The organism is Erythrobacter sp. (assembly GCF_030066995.1).
Classification (GTDB): Bacteria; Pseudomonadota; Alphaproteobacteria; order Sphingomonadales; family Sphingomonadaceae; genus Erythrobacter.
Genome location: NZ_JASJAP010000001.1, coordinates 459,528 through 476,817, shown reverse-complemented (window position 1 = coordinate 476,817; position 17,290 = coordinate 459,528). Strand labels below are relative to the sequence as shown.

At 62.5% G+C, this 17,290-nt stretch carries 17 protein-coding genes; 6 read left to right on the top strand and 11 right to left on the bottom strand.

Annotated elements, in window-relative coordinates; translation table 11 throughout:
• The first annotated feature begins 2 nt into the window (after window positions 1-2).
• A complete protein-coding gene (rnc, locus tag QNI87_RS02295; protein WP_300593392.1) occupies window positions 3-716 on the top strand; it encodes a ribonuclease III in 714 nt (237 codons plus the stop codon).
• The gene (era, locus tag QNI87_RS02290; protein ID WP_300593389.1) at window positions 713-1,621 is read left to right on the top strand and encodes a GTPase Era; all 909 of its coding nucleotides are present in this window, start codon (window positions 713-715) and stop codon (window positions 1,619-1,621) included. The genes rnc and era overlap by 4 nt, the downstream gene beginning before the upstream one ends.
• Window positions 1,622-2,039: 418 nt before the next feature.
• On the opposite strand, the gene QNI87_RS02285 is transcribed toward era, so the two are convergent.
• The 7 genes from QNI87_RS02285 to plsY form a co-directional block, all read right to left on the bottom strand.
• Window positions 2,040-2,450, bottom strand: a complete 411-nt coding sequence (locus QNI87_RS02285) for a response regulator (protein WP_300593386.1) — start codon at window positions 2,448-2,450, stop codon at window positions 2,040-2,042.
• A 239-nt stretch (window positions 2,451-2,689) separates the two neighbouring features.
• Window positions 2,690-3,022, bottom strand: coding sequence for a hypothetical protein (locus QNI87_RS02280; RefSeq protein WP_300593383.1), 333 nt, complete (start codon window positions 3,020-3,022; stop codon window positions 2,690-2,692).
• Window positions 3,023-3,166: 144 nt separating this feature from the next.
• Complete coding sequence (topA, locus tag QNI87_RS02275; protein WP_300593380.1) at window positions 3,167-5,737, bottom strand: type I DNA topoisomerase; 2,571 nt, start codon at window positions 5,735-5,737, stop codon at window positions 3,167-3,169.
• Window positions 5,738-5,815: 78 nt separating this feature from the next.
• Window positions 5,816-6,082: a hypothetical protein gene (locus QNI87_RS02270; protein WP_300593376.1), complete on the bottom strand. Its 267-nt coding sequence runs from the start codon at window positions 6,080-6,082 to the stop codon at window positions 5,816-5,818.
• A 71-nt stretch (window positions 6,083-6,153) separates the two neighbouring features.
• Window positions 6,154-7,662 carry a vWA domain-containing protein gene (locus QNI87_RS02265; RefSeq protein WP_300593373.1) on the bottom strand — a complete coding sequence of 503 codons (1,509 nt, stop codon included), beginning with the start codon at window positions 7,660-7,662 and terminating at the stop codon, window positions 6,154-6,156.
• An 88-nt stretch (window positions 7,663-7,750) separates the two neighbouring features.
• Window positions 7,751-8,875, bottom strand: coding sequence for a DNA-processing protein DprA (gene dprA / locus QNI87_RS02260; RefSeq protein WP_300595288.1), 1,125 nt, complete (start codon window positions 8,873-8,875; stop codon window positions 7,751-7,753).
• Complete coding sequence (gene plsY, locus QNI87_RS02255) at window positions 8,863-9,477, bottom strand: glycerol-3-phosphate 1-O-acyltransferase PlsY (RefSeq protein ID WP_300593370.1); 615 nt, start codon at window positions 9,475-9,477, stop codon at window positions 8,863-8,865. The genes dprA and plsY overlap by 13 nt, the downstream gene beginning before the upstream one ends.
• A 133-nt stretch (window positions 9,478-9,610) precedes the next feature.
• Here plsY and murI point away from each other — a divergent pair, with 133 nt between their 5' ends.
• The 4 genes from murI (at window position 9,611) to QNI87_RS02235 (ending at window position 13,502) form a co-directional block, all read left to right on the top strand.
• Window positions 9,611-10,411 (top strand): glutamate racemase, encoded by an 801-nt coding sequence (murI, locus tag QNI87_RS02250; protein ID WP_300593367.1) that lies wholly within the window; start codon window positions 9,611-9,613, stop codon window positions 10,409-10,411.
• Window positions 10,412-10,584: 173 nt separating this feature from the next.
• A complete protein-coding gene (hemA, locus tag QNI87_RS02245; RefSeq protein WP_300593364.1) occupies window positions 10,585-11,805 on the top strand; it encodes a 5-aminolevulinate synthase in 1,221 nt (406 codons plus the stop codon).
• Between the two features lie 51 nt (window positions 11,806-11,856).
• Entirely contained in the window at window positions 11,857-12,717 is an 861-nt protein-coding gene (locus QNI87_RS02240; protein WP_300593361.1) for a TauD/TfdA family dioxygenase, read from the top strand.
• A gap of 83 nt (window positions 12,718-12,800) precedes the next feature.
• The gene (locus QNI87_RS02235; protein ID WP_300593358.1) at window positions 12,801-13,502 is read left to right on the top strand and encodes a nitroreductase; all 702 of its coding nucleotides are present in this window, start codon (window positions 12,801-12,803) and stop codon (window positions 13,500-13,502) included.
• Here QNI87_RS02235 and QNI87_RS02230 read toward each other — a convergent pair.
• The 4 genes from QNI87_RS02230 to QNI87_RS02215 all read right to left on the bottom strand — a co-directional run bounded on the left by QNI87_RS02230 (window position 13,499) and on the right by QNI87_RS02215 (window position 17,258).
• Entirely contained in the window at window positions 13,499-14,224 is a 726-nt protein-coding gene (locus QNI87_RS02230; RefSeq protein ID WP_300593355.1) for a hypothetical protein, read from the bottom strand. The genes QNI87_RS02235 and QNI87_RS02230 overlap by 4 nt on opposite strands.
• Window positions 14,225-14,322: 98 nt before the next feature.
• Complete coding sequence (locus QNI87_RS02225) at window positions 14,323-15,171, bottom strand: universal stress protein (RefSeq protein WP_300593352.1); 849 nt, start codon at window positions 15,169-15,171, stop codon at window positions 14,323-14,325.
• A gap of 120 nt (window positions 15,172-15,291) precedes the next feature.
• Window positions 15,292-16,497, bottom strand: coding sequence for a type III PLP-dependent enzyme (locus QNI87_RS02220; protein ID WP_300593349.1), 1,206 nt, complete (start codon window positions 16,495-16,497; stop codon window positions 15,292-15,294).
• Between the two features lie 188 nt (window positions 16,498-16,685).
• On the bottom strand, window positions 16,686-17,258 hold the full coding sequence (locus tag QNI87_RS02215) for a LemA family protein (protein WP_300593346.1): 573 nt from the start codon (window positions 17,256-17,258) through the stop codon (window positions 16,686-16,688).
• Window positions 17,259-17,290 lie beyond the last annotated feature (32 nt).

Here is a 17,290-nt window from a genome sequence, read left to right as displayed (position 1 = left end):
GAATGAGTTCGCAGTCCGCACAGCTACCCGAGGACACCCGCGCGTGGCTCACCGGCCAGGGGTTTGCCGTGGTGGATGAAAGGCCCTGGCTCGACGCCCTCACCCATGGCAGTTTCAACGGCAGCGTGTCGCCAAAGAGCGCGCGCGCGGACACGGGCGACTATCAGCGGCTCGAATTTCTGGGCGACCGGGTTCTGGGCCTTGCGGTCGCAAGCTGGCTCTACCGCGCGGGCGACGCGCCCGAGGGCCAGCTGTCTCAGCGCCTGAATGCCCTGGTCAGCGGCGCGACGTGCGCGCGCATCGCTCGCGCTATCGGCCTGCCCGATCACGTTCGCTTGGGCAAACAGGCGCGCGAGGATGGCGGGGCGGACAGCGACAACATTCTCGGCGATGTGATGGAAGCGCTTATCGGCGCGTGCTTCCTTGAGCACGGCTATGACGCCGCCCGCGCTGTCATCTACGACCTGTGGGCCGAAGAGCTGATCGGCAATGCGGGCAAGGCCAAGCATCCCAAGAGCGCGCTTCAGGAATGGGCGGCGCACAACCGACGCGCGATGCCTTCTTATGAGGTGATCGATCGCAGCGGGCCGGATCACGCGATGCGCTTTACCGTCGAGGTCTCGATCGCGTCGCTGGGCGCGGCGCGCGGCACGGCGAGCAGCAAGGGCGAGGCGGAAAAGCGCGCGGCTGAAGCCTTTATGGAGGAGTTCGGGTGATTGGAAATGAGGTACCCAAGAGGTGCGGCGTCGTCGCCGTCATCGGCGCGCCCAACGCGGGCAAATCCACTCTCGTAAACCAGCTCGTCGGCCAGAAGGTCGCGATCACCAGCGCCAAGGCGCAGACCACGCGCGCGCGAATGCTGGGCATCGCTTTGTTTGCGACGGTGCAGATGATCCTGGTCGACACGCCCGGTATCTTCGCGCCCAGGCGTCGGCTCGACCGGGCGATGGTGAGCGCCGCGTGGGAGGGCACGGTGAGCGCGGACGCGATCCTGCTGATCGTCGATCCGATCAAGCAGCGCCGCCATGAATTGGAACCCATTCTCGAAGCGCTGGACAAACGGCCAGAGCGCAAGATTCTGGTGTTGAACAAGGTCGATAAGGCCAAGAAGGAGCCGCTCCTCGCGCTCGCGCAGGAGTTTTCGCAGCGCGTCGACTTCGAAGAGATATTCTTCGTCTCCGCGCTAACCGGCGAAGGCGTTCCCGAGATGAAGGAAGCGCTCGCCAAGATGATGCCCGAGGGGCCGTGGATGTATCCCGAAGACCAGGTTTCCGATGCTTCCGAACGCCTGCTCGCCGCCGAGATCACTCGCGAACAGCTCTACGCGCAACTGCATGAGGAACTGCCCTACGACACCGCGGTGCGGCCCGAGCTTTACAAGCACCGCCCTGATGGGAGCCTGGAGATCCACCAGCAGATTGTAGTTGCGCGCGAAACGCAGCGACCGATTGTGCTCGGCAAAGGCGGGCAGAAGATCAAGGCCATCGGCGAAGCGGCACGCAAGGAGTTGGCCGAGGTGCTGGGTGTGAAAGTGCACCTGTTCCTGCATGTGAAGGTGCTGGAGCGGTGGAGCGAGGATAAGGAGGTGTTCGAGGAAATGGGGCTGGATTGGGTGAAGTGATGGGCGCGGTCGATGTGGAAGCATACGCGCCTGCGAAAAGGGACGCGGACCGAGACAAACCACTGCCAATGGAAACACCAAAAGGCCCGGCGATCCAATACGGAATTGGGGCATTCTTGGCGGTGCTCGCCGTAGAACTGTTAATCCCGCTAATCGGTTTTTGGTGGGCGGGACTTGCAACGATCGCGCTAGGTGCCGCAATTGGATGGTACGATACGAGGACCGCTTGGGACGCTCACCATCGAGCCTTCCAAGCGCGCTATGACCATTATCGGCGGATGAACAAGTAGTCCGTCATCCCGGACTTGATCCGGGATTCAGAGCGGTTTCACGTTCGGTTTGCAATTAACGCGAGCCGACGCCCTGGATCCCAGCCTTCGCTGGGATGACGTTGAGGGAGGCCGGAGAGTACGGCGCGCTACCCCTGCCCCAGCTTCTCCAGTTTGGCCCTCAGCGCGCCTTCGTCGAACGGCTTCACGATGTAATCGTCGGCCCCGGCGCCGATCCCTTCGTGGATGTCTTTCGCCTCGCCGTTGGAGGTGCAGAAGACCACGATGGGCTCTTTCGGCGTCGGGATGGCGCGCAGGCGGCGCACGAATTCGATCCCGTCCATCTCGGGCATGTTCCAATCGGTCAACACCAAAGCGGGCATCGCTTTCTTGCAGCGCGCGAGCGCTTCCTCGCCATCCTGCGCCTCGACCGGGACGTAGCCCAGCGACTTGGCGATCTTGGAGGACACTTTACGCATCACGCGACTGTCATCGACGATCAGACAGACCTTGGCGGTCGGGGCCGAGGACGCTGTTTCCGTGTCGAAACGGTCACGCATGGCCTTGGCGGCCTGCACCACCGCGTCGGTCTGCGCGCTTGCGGGAGCCTCACTCGGTTGCGGGCGCGGCGGTGCGCCCAGCGCTTTCTCGACATCGGCGGGCGTTTCAACCGGCTGCGCGTTCTCAGGCTCTTCGCCGAGTTGCTCGGCCAGCGATGGTTTCGCTTCCGCTCGGGATGCGCCCGGTTCCTGTTGCGCCCCGGTCTCAGGGCTCGGCTTGGGGCCGTTGCGGCGTTTGATCAGATGTTGAATGGCTCCGTCTCCCCGTGCAATGAGGCGAAGTCATCCGCCTCTTCGTAGAGCAGGCCAGCGTCATCGATGGCGTGGTCAGCGCCCTCTTGCTCGCCGCTCGGGTTTCCTTTGATTTCGCCAGGCGTGATCCGGACATGCAGATACGGCATCCAGACATCGCCGAATTCCGCTTTCTGGTACCAGACGTCCAGAACATCATAGCTCGCCCACATACCGTCGGGCTCGCGCAGGCGAATGCCTTCGCCGATACGCGGCACCGCGGCAAAGCGGATCCGTGCCTGGCTCTGATGGGTCTCGTTCTGGACTTCGATTTCGATCACAGCTTGGGTCCCTGGTCTGTGATCGGGTCTAAGGGACAATACTAAAGGAATTCCCAACGCGGCTAAGCTGTTGGTAAATAGGCGGTTACACGCCGTTAGCTGGACTTGCCAAGGGCTGGAAATCGCAGCCCTTTTGGACGCACACTATTTTGCGGAGACCTTCTTTTTCGCCGGCGATTTTCTCGATGCCGGCTTTTTGGCCGCAGCCTTCTTCTTGGCGGGCGCCTTCTTGCGCTTCTTCTTGGCCGGGCCCTTGGCCGCGCGTTCGTCAATCAGCGCCACCGCCTGTTCAGCGGTTACATCCTCCGGCTTCACCTCCTTGGGGATAGTGGCGTTGGTGGTTCCATCGGTAACGTAGGGGCCGTAGCGCCCGGGCATTACCCTGATCTCCCCGCCGCTTGTCGGGTGTTCGCCCAAGGTCTTTATCGGCTCGGCCTTCTGCCGCCCTCCACCCTTGCGGTTAGCCGCCTCCGCGAGGAGCACGACCGCCTGGTTCATACCGGTCTCGAACACCTCGCGTGTGTGCGACAGCTTGGCGTATTTGCCATCGTGGCGAAGGTAAGGACCGTAGCGACCAATCGCGGCTTCGATTTCCTTGCCCGTCTCCGGATGCGCGCCGATGATGCGGGGCAGGTCGAGCAACTTCACCGCCCAGTCGAGATCGAAATCGTCGAGGTCCTTCGGGATCGAGGCCCGCTTCTTCGCGTCCTCGACTTCCATTTCGACATAGGGGCCAAAGCGACCGGACTTGCGATGGATCTGCGCGCCGGTTTCGGGGTGGGTTCCCATCAGGCCGTCTTCGGCCGGGTCCGAGCCATCGGCACCCGGCTGAGCGAAGCGGCGGGTGTATTTGCACTCGGGGTAGTTGCGGCATGCGACGAACGCACCAAACCGCCCGCCTCTTAATGAGAGACGACCACCCTCGCGCCCTTCCTGCTCACACAGCGGGCAATGGCGCGGATCCTTGCCGTCCGCGCGCGGCGGAAACAGGTAATCGGAGAGATATTCGTCAAGAACCTCGGTCACCTCCGAGGGCAGCTTTTCCATCACCTCTTCGGTTTTCGGTTTGAAATCGCGCCAAAACTTTCCGAGCAAATCCTTGTAGTTTTCGCGCCCGTCCGAAACGATGTCGAGCTCGTCTTCCAGTTCAGCGGTGAAATCGTAGGCGACGTAGTTCGGGAAGAACCGTTCAAGGAAAGAGGTCAGCAGCCGCCCGCTCTCCTCGGCAAAAAAGCGCTTGCTCTCCACGCGCACATAGGCGCGGTCGCGCAGCGTCTGAATGGTCGAGGCGTAGGTCGAAGGCCGCCCGATGCCGAGCTCCTCGAGCCGCTTGACCAGCGAGGCTTCGGAGAAGCGGGGCGGTGGCTGGGTGAAGTGCTGGGTCGCCTCGACGCCGGTCTTGGCGGGCATGTCGCCGCTCTTGAGGAAGGGAAGCAGGCCGTCCTCATCCTCTTCCTTGTCGTCGATGCCTTCCTGATAGACCGCGAAATAGCCGGGAAAGACGACCACTTGCCCCGTCGCGCGCAGTTCGTGCTGGCCGGTCGCATCGCGCAGCGTCACCGTGGTGCGCTCAAGCTGAGCGGTCGACATCTGGCTCGCCATGGCGCGCTTCCAGATGAGCGAATAGAGCTTCGCCTCATCCCCGCTCCCAAAGCGGTCTTTCGAAAAGTCCGTCGGCCGGATTGCCTCGTGCGCTTCTTGCGCATTCTTGGCCTTGGTGGCGTAGTAGCGCGGTTTTTCGGGGCAGTAGCTCGCGTCGTAACGCTCGCCGATCGCCTGGCGGCACGCCGCGATAGCGGAATTGTCCATCTGCACGCCGTCGGTCCGCATGTAGGTGATCGCGCCCGCTTCGTAGAGGCGCTGCGCGGTGCTCATTGTCTGGCTCGCGGAAAAGCCGAGTTTACGTGCGGCCTCCTGCTGCATGGTCGAGGTCGTGAAGGGAGGCGCCGGGTTGCGTTTGAGAGGCTTCTTCTCGACCTCCTCGACTGTGAAGCGCGCGGCTTCGACCGCGGTCTTGGCTTCCATCGCGATGCCTTCGTGGCCAAGGCTGAGTTTGTCGAGCTTTTCGCCCTTGTACCTGACGAGACGCGCGTCGAACTGTGTCGAATCGTGCTCCAGATGCGCAAGGACCGACCAGTATTCGTCTGGCTTGAACGCTTCGATCTCGCGCTCGCGCTCGACGATCAGGCGCAGCGCCACCGATTGCACGCGGCCCGCAGACTTGGCGCCCGGCAGTTTGCGCCAGAGCACCGGTGAGAGCGTAAAGCCAAACAGATAGTCAAGCGCGCGGCGGCCCAGATACGCATCGATCAGATCCTGATCGAGATTGCGCGGGCTTTTCATCGCCTCGGTCACCGCCGTCTTCGTGATCGCGTTGAAGGTAACCCGCTCAACCTCGGCGGGCAGAGCGCGCCGCTTCTTCAAAAGGTCGAGCACGTGCCAGCTGATCGCCTCGCCTTCGCGGTCGGGGTCCGTGGCGAGAACCAGCCTGTCCGCCCCCTTGGCCGCGTCGGCGATGGCTTTGACCTGTTCGCGGTTACGCTTGTCGGAATAGACCTCCCAGTCCATCGCGAAGTCTTCGTCGGGCCGAACGCTGCCGTCCTTGGGCGGCAGATCGCGGACGTGACCGTAAGAGGCGAGAACCTTGTAGTCCTTGCCCAGATACTTCTCGATGGTCTTCGCCTTGGCCGGCGATTCAACGATGACAAGCTGCATGGTGGGTCTGCGGGGTCCTTACACGTGTGCGTACGCGCGAGGGTGGCGGGGGTTTCCTCGCCGCGTCAAGAGGGCCATCTAAAGCGCTTGTAGCAGAATGTAAGCCCCGATCAGTGTCGCAGCGGGCAGGAATTTGTCGATCAGGCGGCGCCAGAGTGGCTTGAATTCGGCCCCGCCCCAAAACAGCATGGCGATAGCCGACACGGCGGCAAAGAACACAAGCAAGACCTGCACAAGTATGGCGATGACAGTGATGGCGAAGGTTCCGAGACTGTCCATAGGTGCGCCTGGAACGCAGATCACCGCCAACCAAAAGGCAAGCTGAAACACTACCATTGCGGCCACGCACCGCTCGCTTACGCTGCGCTTTGACCAGAGTACGGACATCGCCTCGATTACTCCTGCTCAGTCAGCGATCAGGCCTCTTGACCAAAGTCCGGTGGCAGGATGCAGCGTCCGGCGTCGTATTGGCCCACGCTGCGGATTACCTCGTCCTTTTCCGGTTCGATCCGGCGTCCGGAAATCTGGCTATCGATCACTCGCCGCAGAAGCTGGTCGAGCCGGGTGACGAGATAGCAATCGATCGCAGGAGGCGCTTTGGGATTGCCGATCCCGCTGTCTTCCGTGAGGAAAGTGTAGCGCGACTGGGTCATCGCCGCCATCGCGCGCATCACATATTCGGCGGTGTCGGCAACGCCCGATGCGCCCACGGGCACGATATGGACCCGATGTTGACGCAGGTGCTCCGCCGCGCGCCAGGTCATCGCAATATCGTGATTGTGCGGCGGGGCGTCCGCCACCAGAAGCAGCGTCTTCACCGCATTCTCGCGCCATTCCTGACCGGCCGCGCGAATGAGCGCCTCCTGCATCGCCTCGGGGTAATCGCCCCCACCCTGCGCGCGCTGCGCGGCGAGGTGCTTTTGCGCGCCGATGATGTCCGATCCGAACCCGAAGGTGCGGGTCACAAACGCATCGCCCTGATCGCGGTAGAACGTGAAACCGATTTGAATATCGAGATCCTTGTGCCGGTCTTTCAGGTCATCGACGATGCTGGCCAGCTCGGCCTGAAGATAGCTGAGCTCATCGGACATCGAGCCGGTCACATCGACGACAAGCGCCAGATCAAGCCTGGTCACCGCGCGGGTGGGAGCCTTGTGGGTAATCGTGATCGTCTGGCTGCCCGGTTCCTGTGAAACCCGCACCTTTCGCCACCGGCTGGAGCCCGCTCTGATCCAGACATCCTCGCTCAATCGATCATGTTCGGGAAAGAACACGACCCTGCCGTCAGCCACGGTCTCAAACTTGAGCGAATTGCCATCCGCGCAGCGCAGTTCCACCGCCTCGAAGGGCATCGCCTGCCCCTTCGCGTCGCGCACTTCGACAGTGAGCATGCGGCTTGTGTCGACGCGCGGCAAATCGCGCACTTCCTGCCCGACATTGCTCTTGCGAACATAGTCGGCGTAGAGTTCGGGATTGAGAAGATCATCGTGCTCGCCCGCTGTGAGAAGGCCCGATTGCGGCGTGGGTCCGGGCGGCCTGGGTGGCATGGGCGGGCGGATGATGCCTGCCACCGGTGAGTCCACGCTGGGTGAAAGGCTTTCGTCAGATGCGCTGTCGCCCCCGATCCGAGAGGCGGTTACCACGACACTATCTCCGTCCGATGCGCTCTCTGCCATGGCGGCGGGAGGCGGTGGAGGCGACGCCATCACAGCGCTGTCCACCTCCGCCCCGCGCCTCGCGCGTGTCGGGCGCTCTTGACCCTTCTGGTTTTCGGTCTCGGGCCCAAGATCCGGAAGCGCGGCGGGCAGGCGGCAATATCCCTCGCGCGGAGCGGGTTCGGGCGGCGCGTCTTGCGCAAACGAAGCGCTTCCAAATCCCGGAGCCAACAGCGCCAGCGAACACAGAACACCAACCGATTTCCGCATGAAAAAGCCTCCCCGACGCGCCCAAAAGCGCCGCACTTATTCAGGGATAAGTTGCGCTTTATGAACGTCAGGTGATGCCGTGAGCGCGTCAACCCACCCTGCTGACCGTACCGCCCTCGTGCCGCTCAAGCTCTCCGGCAAGCTCCAGTTCGAGCAGCATCATGTGTACCCTCGCCGCGCTTTCACCCGATTGGCGGATCAATTCATCGACCCCGATCGGCGCCTTGGTCAGAAGCTTGCCAACATCACCGCTGTGATCGGCCTTCGCCTCGCCCCATTCCATTTGGCGAAGCTCCGCATAATCAAAGGGGTGCTTATCCTCGCCCAACTGGAACGTGGACCGGGGCGCGCCCGTAAAGCCTTCAAGCAGTTCGATAACGTCATCGACCGACTGGACCAGAACCGCGCCGTCGCGGATCAGCTGATTGGCGCCCAAAGAGCGCGTGTCGAGCGGGGAACCGGGAATGGCCATGACTTCGCGGCCCGCTTCGCCCGCCAGCCGCGCGGTGATAAGCGTGCCCGATTTGGGCGCGGCTTCGACCACCAGAGTGCCGCTGGCCAGCCCGGCGATGATCCGGTTGCGGCTGGGGAAATGGCGCCCCCTTGGCTCGGTGCCCGGCGGCTGTTCGGCGATCAGCAGGCCGCTAGTGGCGATCCGCTCTTGAAGGTCGCCATGTTCTGGCGGGTACGCGATATCGATCCCGCTGGCGATCACGCCAATGGTCTTGGGGAAAGCCCCTTCATGGCTCGCCCCGTCGATCCCGCGCGCAAGGCCCGAGACCACGGTAAAGCCCGCCTGCGCCAGTTGCGCGGACCAATCGCGCGCCAGCTTTACCGACGCGGCCGAGGCGTTGCGCGCTCCGACCATCGCGACGCACGGGCCGCTCGCCAGCGTCAGATCGCCCCGGCACGTGAGGATCGGCGGCGCGCTCTCAATCTCTCCCAGCAGCGCCGGGTATTCGGGCTGATCGTGGAACAGATAGCGTGCGTTTGCGGCGATCACACCCTCGATCTCTCGCTCCGCCTTGTCCTTTGGCGTGATCGTGTATTTGCCTCCACGCCGCGTCACCAGGTCGGGCAGCGCGTCAATCGCGGCCTCGGCGTCGCCATAGCGCGCGAGCATCATGCGATAGCTGACCGGGCCGATATTGGGCGAGCGAAGCAGCCGAATGCGCGCGAAGGCTTCGTCCTGCGAGACGCTCAAGGCTTCGATGCCTTCTGGCCCGATCCGATCTTGGGTTCCTGTCCCGCAAACAGCCGCTTGATGTTCTCATTGTGCTTGATCACCACGATGATCTGTATCGCAAGGAACGGGAGAAAGAACGGCGCGAGCGCATCGAGACCAAGAAATGGGGCCAGAAAGGCCGCAACCGCTGCAAAACTGACCGCGCTGAGCGAGGCGATCGAGGAGGTGCGGGTGAGCGCTATCGCTCCGGCCCAGACGGCGCCGCAAAGAAGGAACAGCGGCCAGTACAGCGCGCCGCACACGCCCGCCGCCGTCGCAAACCCCTTGCCGCCCTTGAATGCAAGCCACGGCGTGTAGCAATGGCCCGCAACCGCTCCGACCGCTGCAACTCCCTCTGTTCCCGGCCAAAGCGTCCCGGCAAGCAGGACCGCGGCTAAGCCCTTGCCCGCGTCGAGCAGAACCGTAGCGAGCGCGAGCCCCTTGTTCCCGGTGCGCAGCACGTTGGTCGCGCCGATGGAACCGCTGCCGATCTTCCGCACATCGCCGAGACCGGCGAGGCTGGTGAGGATTAGGCCGAAGGGGATTGACCCGAGCGCAAAGCCGAGCGCGGCTGCGATAAGTAGGTTCATGATCCCATCCACTCCCGTTCTCGCCCGAGCGGCGTGTCAAACCGCTCTTCTTGCTCTTTGAACCTGCTCTAAAAGTAAGTACGGCCCTTCGACAAGCGTATCGGCAACTTTGGGGCGAACGGAAAGCTTCATTTTGATCCCATCCTCACCCGTTCTGCTGTTCGATTCCGGTGTCGGCGGGCTGACCGTTTACGACGCCTTGCGCGAAGCCCTGCCCGCCGCGCCGGTGATCTACACGGCGGACTACGCTGGCATACCATACGGCAAGAAGACCGAGGCGGAGGTCGCCGCGCGTGTTGCAGGCTTGCTGGGCCGAATGGCGGAGCGCTGGCAGCCGCGCCTTGCCTGCATCGCCTGCAACACCGCGAGCACGATTGCGCTGGGCATGGTGCGCGAGGTTCTGGAGATACCGATTGTCGGCACGGTTCCGGCGATAAAGCCGGCGGCGGGCGTCACCTCCAGCGGCGCCATTGCGTTGGTCGGGACGGCAGCGACCATCCGCCAGCCCTATGTCGACGATCTTGAATCGCGCTTTGCTTCGGACAAGCGCCTCGTTCGGATCGCCGCGCCCGATCTGGTCGAACTGGCGGAAGCCAAGCTGCGCGGTCGGCCCGTCGATTTGGCGCCGATTAAGCGGGTTGCGGACCAGATAGCCGGGACACCGTCGCCCGGTGCGGTCGATACAATCGTGCTCGCCTGCACCCATTTCCCGCTGCTGACGGACGAGTTTGCGCACGTCTTCGGGTCCTCGGTTACGCTCGTCGACGGGGCGCAGGGCATCGCGCGGCGCATCGCCCATCTTGTCGAAGGCCAGAGCTTTGCCCCGCAGGCCGCAAACCGATTTGTCGTCACCGGCCCGGTCGAAACCGCCGCAGGACTGGAAGCTGCCTTGGCCGAGCGCGGGTTTGGTCCGGTCGAGAGTTTCAACGCCTAGCCAAAGCTCTTGCCCAAGCGGGCCGATCGCTTGCAAAGATCGCGATGGCGTTACCGATCACCATGACCTAATTAACCCATGAAACATTTCTGTGCGTCACAGGTTATGACAAGGATCAATGGGATCACCGCGCAGCCCCGCCCGGTCTGCGCCTCAGCAAGAGCATGCAAGACGTGAATTACGATCAGATCTTTGATTCTGCGATTGATCGCCTCCATGAAGAGGGGCGTTACCGCGTCTTCATCGATATCCTGCGCAACAAGGGCGCCTATCCCAACGCGCGCTGTTTTCACGGCCATAACGGGCCAAAGCCGATCACGGTGTGGTGCTCGAACGACTATCTCGCCATGGGTCAACACGACAAGGTTATCGGCGCTATGGAAGAGGCGCTGCACGATGTCGGCGCGGGCTCCGGCGGCACGCGCAATATCGGCGGCAACACGCATCTGCATGTCGAGCTTGAACACGAACTCGCCGATCTTCATGGCAAGGAAGGCGCGCTGCTCTTTACCAGCGGCTATGTGTCGAACGATGCAACGCTCTCGACTTTGGGCAAGCTGTTGCCGGGATGCGTGATCTTTTCCGACGAGCTGAACCACGCCAGCATGATCGCCGGTATCCGCAATTCCGGCTGCGAGAAGCGCATCTATCGCCACAACGATACGCGTCATCTCGAAGAGCTTTTGGCCGCCGAGGACGCCGAGACGCCCAAGGTGATCGCCTTTGAAAGCGTCTATTCGATGGAAGGCGACACCGCGCCGGTCCACGCCATCTGCGACCTCGCGGAGAAGTACAACGCGCTCACCTATATCGACGAAGTGCACGCGGTCGGAATGTATGGCGCGCGCGGTGGTGGCATTTCGGAGCGCGACAACGCCGCGCACCGGATCGACATTATCGAGGGCACGCTGGGCAAGGCATTCGGTGTGATGGGCGGCTATATCACGGCGGAGAAGCGGATTATCGACTGCATCCGCTCCTATGCGCCGGGCTTCATCTTTACGACGTCGCTCTCGCCCGTTCTGGTCGCGGGTGTGCTGGCCTCGGTCAAGCACCTCAAGGGTTCCAGCGTGGAGCGCCGCGCGCAGCAGGCGGCGGCCGCGATGCTCAAGCTCAAGCTTGCCGAAGCGGGTCTGCCGGTGATGGATTCCACCACCCACATCGTCCCTTTGATGGTGGGCGATCCGGTGCACGCCAAGAAGATCAGCGACATCCTGCTCGCCGAATACGGCGTCTATGTGCAGCCCATCAATTTCCCCACCGTGCCGCGCGGCACCGAGCGCCTGCGCTTCACCCCCGGCCCGCACCACACCGAAGAGATGATGGACGAGCTGACGCAGGCGCTGGTCGAGATCTGGGACCGGTTGGACCTGAGCTTGCGCGAGGCGGCTTAGGGAGGCACACTCTTGCCCAAACCACGCAGCAGGCGGCGGAATGGGAGAGAGATGATGGCCACCACCTTTGATCGTGCGCAGCTCGACACAGGCGCGCTCACTATCAAGCCGATGACGCCCGCGATTGGTGCTGAAATACTCGAGATCGATCTGGGCGCGCCCGACATTGCCGAGTGCGTGCCCGATATCCGCGCGGCTCTGCTGAAGCACGGGGTGATCTTCTTTCGCGATCAGGATCTGACACACGAACAGCACATCGCCTTTGCGCGCCATTTTGGCGATCTCGAAATCCATCCGGCCACGCCCAAGGACCAGCCCAATCCCGAGGTTCTGCGCATCGCGCACGGACCCGACAGTCGAGGCCAGGAGAATCAGTGGCACTCCGATGTGACCTGGCGCGAATGCCCTTCCTTGGGATCGATCCTGCTGGCGCGCGAAGTGCCGGAATGCGGCGGCGATACGCTGTTCGCCAACATGCACCTCGCATACGAGCGCCTGTCCGAGCCGATGAAGCGCCATTGCGAGAGCCTCACCGCCGTCCACGACATCGCGCGCGTCTTTGCCAAACGGCTGGGCAAGGCGCCCGAGGACCTGCACGACAAGTACCCACCCATGCGCCACCCGGTGATCCGCACGCATCCCGAAACCGGCGAGCGGGTGATCTACGTCAACACCGCCTTCACCAGCCATATCGAAGGCCTGTCCGCCAGCGAAAGCCGCTGGCTGCTCGATCACCTCTTCGCCACCGCCGCCGACGCGGAGATCCAGTGCCGCTTCCGCTGGAAAGCGGGCTCGATCGCGTTCTGGGACAACCGCGTGTGCCAGCATCTCGCGGTCTCCGACTACTTCCCGGCCCGGCGCGTTATGGAACGGGTGACGGTCGCGGGCGACAAGCCCTACTTTGCCCCCTGAAGCGGTCCGTTCCGTAGCGTTCTTTGCGCCTGCGCCGTGCTGCGCTAGCTCTCCGCAAACGCATGGATTCGGAAGAGAGACACGTGGCCTTTGAACTCGGCAACCCAGACCAGACCTTTGCGCAAGTCGTGCACGGGCGCCGCTCCATTCGCGGCTATCTCGACAAGCCGGTGCCCAAGGAGCTGATCGCCGAAATCCTGGCCATGGCGATGCGATCGCCCACCAGCATGAACACCCAGCCCTGGCACTTTCACGTGATCACGGGCGAGCCGCTCGATCGCATTCGCAAGGGCAACACCGAGCGCATTCTGGCGGGCGAGCCGGACAGCCGGGAATTCCGCCGCGGCGAACCCTTCGCCGGGGTGCATCGTGAGCGCCAGATCGAGGTCGCCAAGCAGCTGTTCGCGGAAATGGGGATAGCGCGCGACGACAAGGAGGCGCGCCAGGACTGGGTGCTGCGCGGCTTTCGCCAGTTCGACGCGCCGGTCTGTGTGATCGTCGCCTATGACCGCGAACTTTCGACCAGCGATGACACCGCGTTCGACTGCGGCGCGGCGACCACTGCGCTCGTCAACGCGGCGTGGTCCAAGGGGCTTGGCTGCGTGATCAATTCACAAGGCATCATGCAAAGCCCGGTGGTGCGCGAACACGCAGGAATCCCGGACGATCAGGTGATCATGAAAGCGGTGGCCATGGGCTGGCCCGACCCCGACTTCCCCGCCAATCAGGTCTATTCCAACCGCAAACCAATCGAAGAAGCGGTGCGGTTTGTGGGGTTTGACTAGCTCTGGCCCTGCTGGACTTCGGCGATCAGTTCGATGATCATCGGTTTGACCTGCTCGACAAAGCCCACGATGTTTTCGCGCTGGTCATCGATATACTTCAGGAATTGGTCGGCCTTTTCAGGATCGTAGCCGCCAGCCATTGCCTCTTTGCTTCTGCCGCGCGCGACCTCCACATTGTCCATGATCGGGCGCAGCTTGCCGAGGATCAGTTCATCGATTGGCCCGATGCTCTGCTGCGGGTGGAGCGGCAGGCCCATTGCCGATGCGGTGGCCTCGTCCAGCGGCAGATAGGTGGTGTTCCACTCATCGTAAGGCATCAGCTTCATGGCGCGGATCAGCCAGTTGCCAAACGATGTGTTGAGCACGCCCTCTCCGCAAATAAAGAACGGGCGGATCTGGTTATGTCCGTATTTCTCCAACAGGCTCGCCTCCAACTGGCAGCGGCGTTCCTCTTGGCGGGAAAGCGATTCCTGCACCATGCGATCAAAATCTTCGGCCTGCGGGATGATGTTCCTCTCATCATCGGGGCCAAAGCCCAGGTCGCGCAGAAATTTGCCCTGCTCACCTTCGAAGACCGCTTTTGGAATGGCGCGGACCTTCCCATCGTCGTCGCGACTGGGTTGCGGAAAGTCAGGATGCCGAGGCGCTGAGCGCGGCTGGACGCGCTGGCGCGCCTGCGGCTCGGCGACCCTCTTGCGCCCGAATTGCTTCTTTCCAAACATCGCAAACCCTTCGAACTTTCCCGAAGGGCATGCGTTAGGTCATGTTGGTTTATGAAAAGGAAATTCGGGTCATTTTTGGCAGATCGACCGGCAACCGCCTAATTCGCCGCGCCCTTTGTGTTCACCACCAGGATATCCGAATCCAGAAAGCGCAGCATATCGCTGGTGTTGCTGCCCAGCGTGGCCTTGCGGAAGCCCGTCTCACCGTGGCTGCCCAGCGCGACGAGCGCGTCGGGATACATCTTGAGCGCTTCCCTTACCGCGTCATAGGCGCCGCCCCGCACCAGGCTTGTGGTGGCCTCAGCAAGGCGCGGCTCGTGCTCTGCCAGCTTCTGCACGAACTCTTCAAGCCGCTTGGCGTCGATGCCTTGCGTCTCGTCCGCCACATAACCATCGCGCTGAAACCCCTCGAAAGGCACATGCCATGCGTGCGTGATATGAACACTCGCTTCGGGAAACATGCGCGCCGCTTCGATAATGGCGTGCGCGGACCCGCGTGAGAAGTCCGTTCCCGCGACGATCTGCTTGTACGCCTCGCGGGTGCGCTTCTTGACGATCAAGACGGGCTTTGTGGTGTGGCGCAGAACGTAATCGACCGCCGTCCCGAGGAAAAAATCCCCGAAGGAGTTATACCGAGCCGGTCCGATCAGGAGCATCCCGGCATCGGAGTTTTCGCAGGCCTCGGCAATCGCCACGGGGGGTGAGCCTTCCGGGTAGAGATATTCGATCGGGCCGCCGCCCTGATCGGTCCCGGCCGGATAGCCGACACACTGTTCCATCCGCCAGTTGAGCTCTTCCATCGTCGGCGCGTTCTTCTTGGCCGCTTCCATGGCATAGACAAAGCGGATCGGCTGCTTGGTGTCGCGGCCCAATTGAAGCGCGCGATCGATGGCGCGGTCAGCGCGCGAAGAAAAGTCCGTGGCAACAAGGATATAGGGTTTTGTCATGATGCCTCCTCAAGTCTTGAAAACACCCTAGCACCAAAACGTCCAGCTGATTTGACAATTGTCAAAAATTTTGGACGAGCGCCGGGCGGTCAGGGATTCCGATGAACTACCCGGTGCGCCCTAGCGAAGCGACACCACGTTATCCGCCACAGGACGCTCGCGCGAGCCATCGAACAGGCTCATCATCGGCTCATTTTCCACCACAACGCTCAGAGCATCGCCATAGCCGTTGAAACCGGTCTTCATCGCAGCGCCATAGGCGCCAAGCATGCCGATTTCGATGTAGTCGCCCGCTTGAATATCGCCGGGCAGCGGAAAGGGGCCCGCCATGAAGTCGGCATCATCGCATGTCGGCCCATAGAAGGCGAAATCCTCGATCGGGTCGCGCAGATCGTCCTCAAGCGCCTCGACCGGGAAGCGCCAATCGACATGCGCCGCGTCGTAAAGCGCGCCGTAAGCGCCATCATTGATGAAAAGCTCTTGCCCGCGGCGCTTGGTCACCTGAACGATCATCGACGAATACTCGGCGCACAGCGCGCGACCCGGCTCACACCACAGCTCCGCGTTGTAAGCGACGGGCAGGTTCTCGAAATGCTGGTTGATGATCGCAAAATAGTCTTCGAGCGGCGGCGGCTCCATTCCGGGATAGACGCTCGGAAAGCCGCCGCCGACATCGATCATGTCGATCACCACGCTAGCCTCGGCAATAGCGGCGCGGGTGCGATCGAGCGCCTGTACGAAGGCAAACGGCGTCATCGCCTGGCTTCCGACGTGGAAGCACACACCCAGCCAGTCGCTGTGCTGGCGCGCTTCCTGCAACAGCGCCGGAGCCTCGGTCAGATCGCAACCGAACTTGGCGGCCAGGCTAAGCTGAGCGTGCTCGCTCGAAACGCGCAGGCGCACGCACAGGCGCAGATCGCGCGCCTCCTCGCCCGTTTCCGGATCGCGGCACGACTCAATAATCTTTTCCAGCTCTTCGCGCGTATCGAGCGAGAAGGTTTTCACCTTGTGCTGGAAATAGGCCTCGCGAATCGCGCTCTTCGTCTTGATCGGATGCATGAAGCACAGCTGGGCTTGCGGCAGACACGCGCGCACAAGGCGCACCTCGGCGATCGAGGCGACATCGTAATGGGTGACGCCCGCCTCCCACAGGATCTTAATCAGATCGGGTGCGGGGTTGGCCTTGACCGCGTAGAGCACCTTGCCCGGAAACTTCTCGATGAAGAAGCGGGCGGCGCGGCGCGCGGCGTGCGGGCGATTGAGGATGACCGGTTCGTCCGGCGCTAGGGCGCGGACTACAGATCGAGCGTCAGGATAGGTGTGCAACTCAAGGGACCCCCAGAGGTTTAGCTGTTGAACCAAACGGTTGAGGCTGCCTTGCGGTTAAGTGTCCCCACCCTTTTTTCAGGGTTCGGCAGCGGAAGCGCGAGGTATGTTCGTCACCCGCGCTTTGCAAGAAAAATCGTCGCGCGCCGCAATGGTTCCGCGCGTTTTCCGGTTACGGCTGCATTCGCTCAGAACGCAACACGCGGTGTCTGATCGACCGTGCCGCGCTCGCTGTCGTCGAGGCGGTTGAAATCGGCTTGCTTGAAACCGAGAAGACCAGCGAACAGCACCGCCGGAAACGCCTCGCGCGCGGTGTTGAAACGAGCCACAGCCGCGTTGAGGGCGCGCCGGGCGGCGGCCAGCTTATCCTCAACGTCAGCCAGTTCGCGCTGCAAGTCCTGAAAGTTGGCGCTCGCCTTGAGTTCAGGATAGGCCTCACCCAACGCCAGCAGGTTGCCGAGGGCAGCGCTCAGCCCCTGTTCGGCGGCGCTGTTGGGTTCGCCATCGGCCGCCGCGTTGCGCGCGGCGATAACCGCCTCAAGCGTGCTCGCCTCATGCCCGGCATAGCCCTTCACCGTCTCGACCAGGTTGGGAATGAGATCGTGACGCTGGCGCAATTGCGCGTCGATATCAGCGACCCCCTGACGCACATTCTGTCGCAGCCCGACGAGCTGGTTGTAGATCCCGATGATCAGGAACACGACCACGACGGCAATGACAAGCAGCGCGGAGGTCCAGAACCAACCAAAAATTTCGACCATTATCACACCCCTGTTTTAACCTTCGGTAGGTA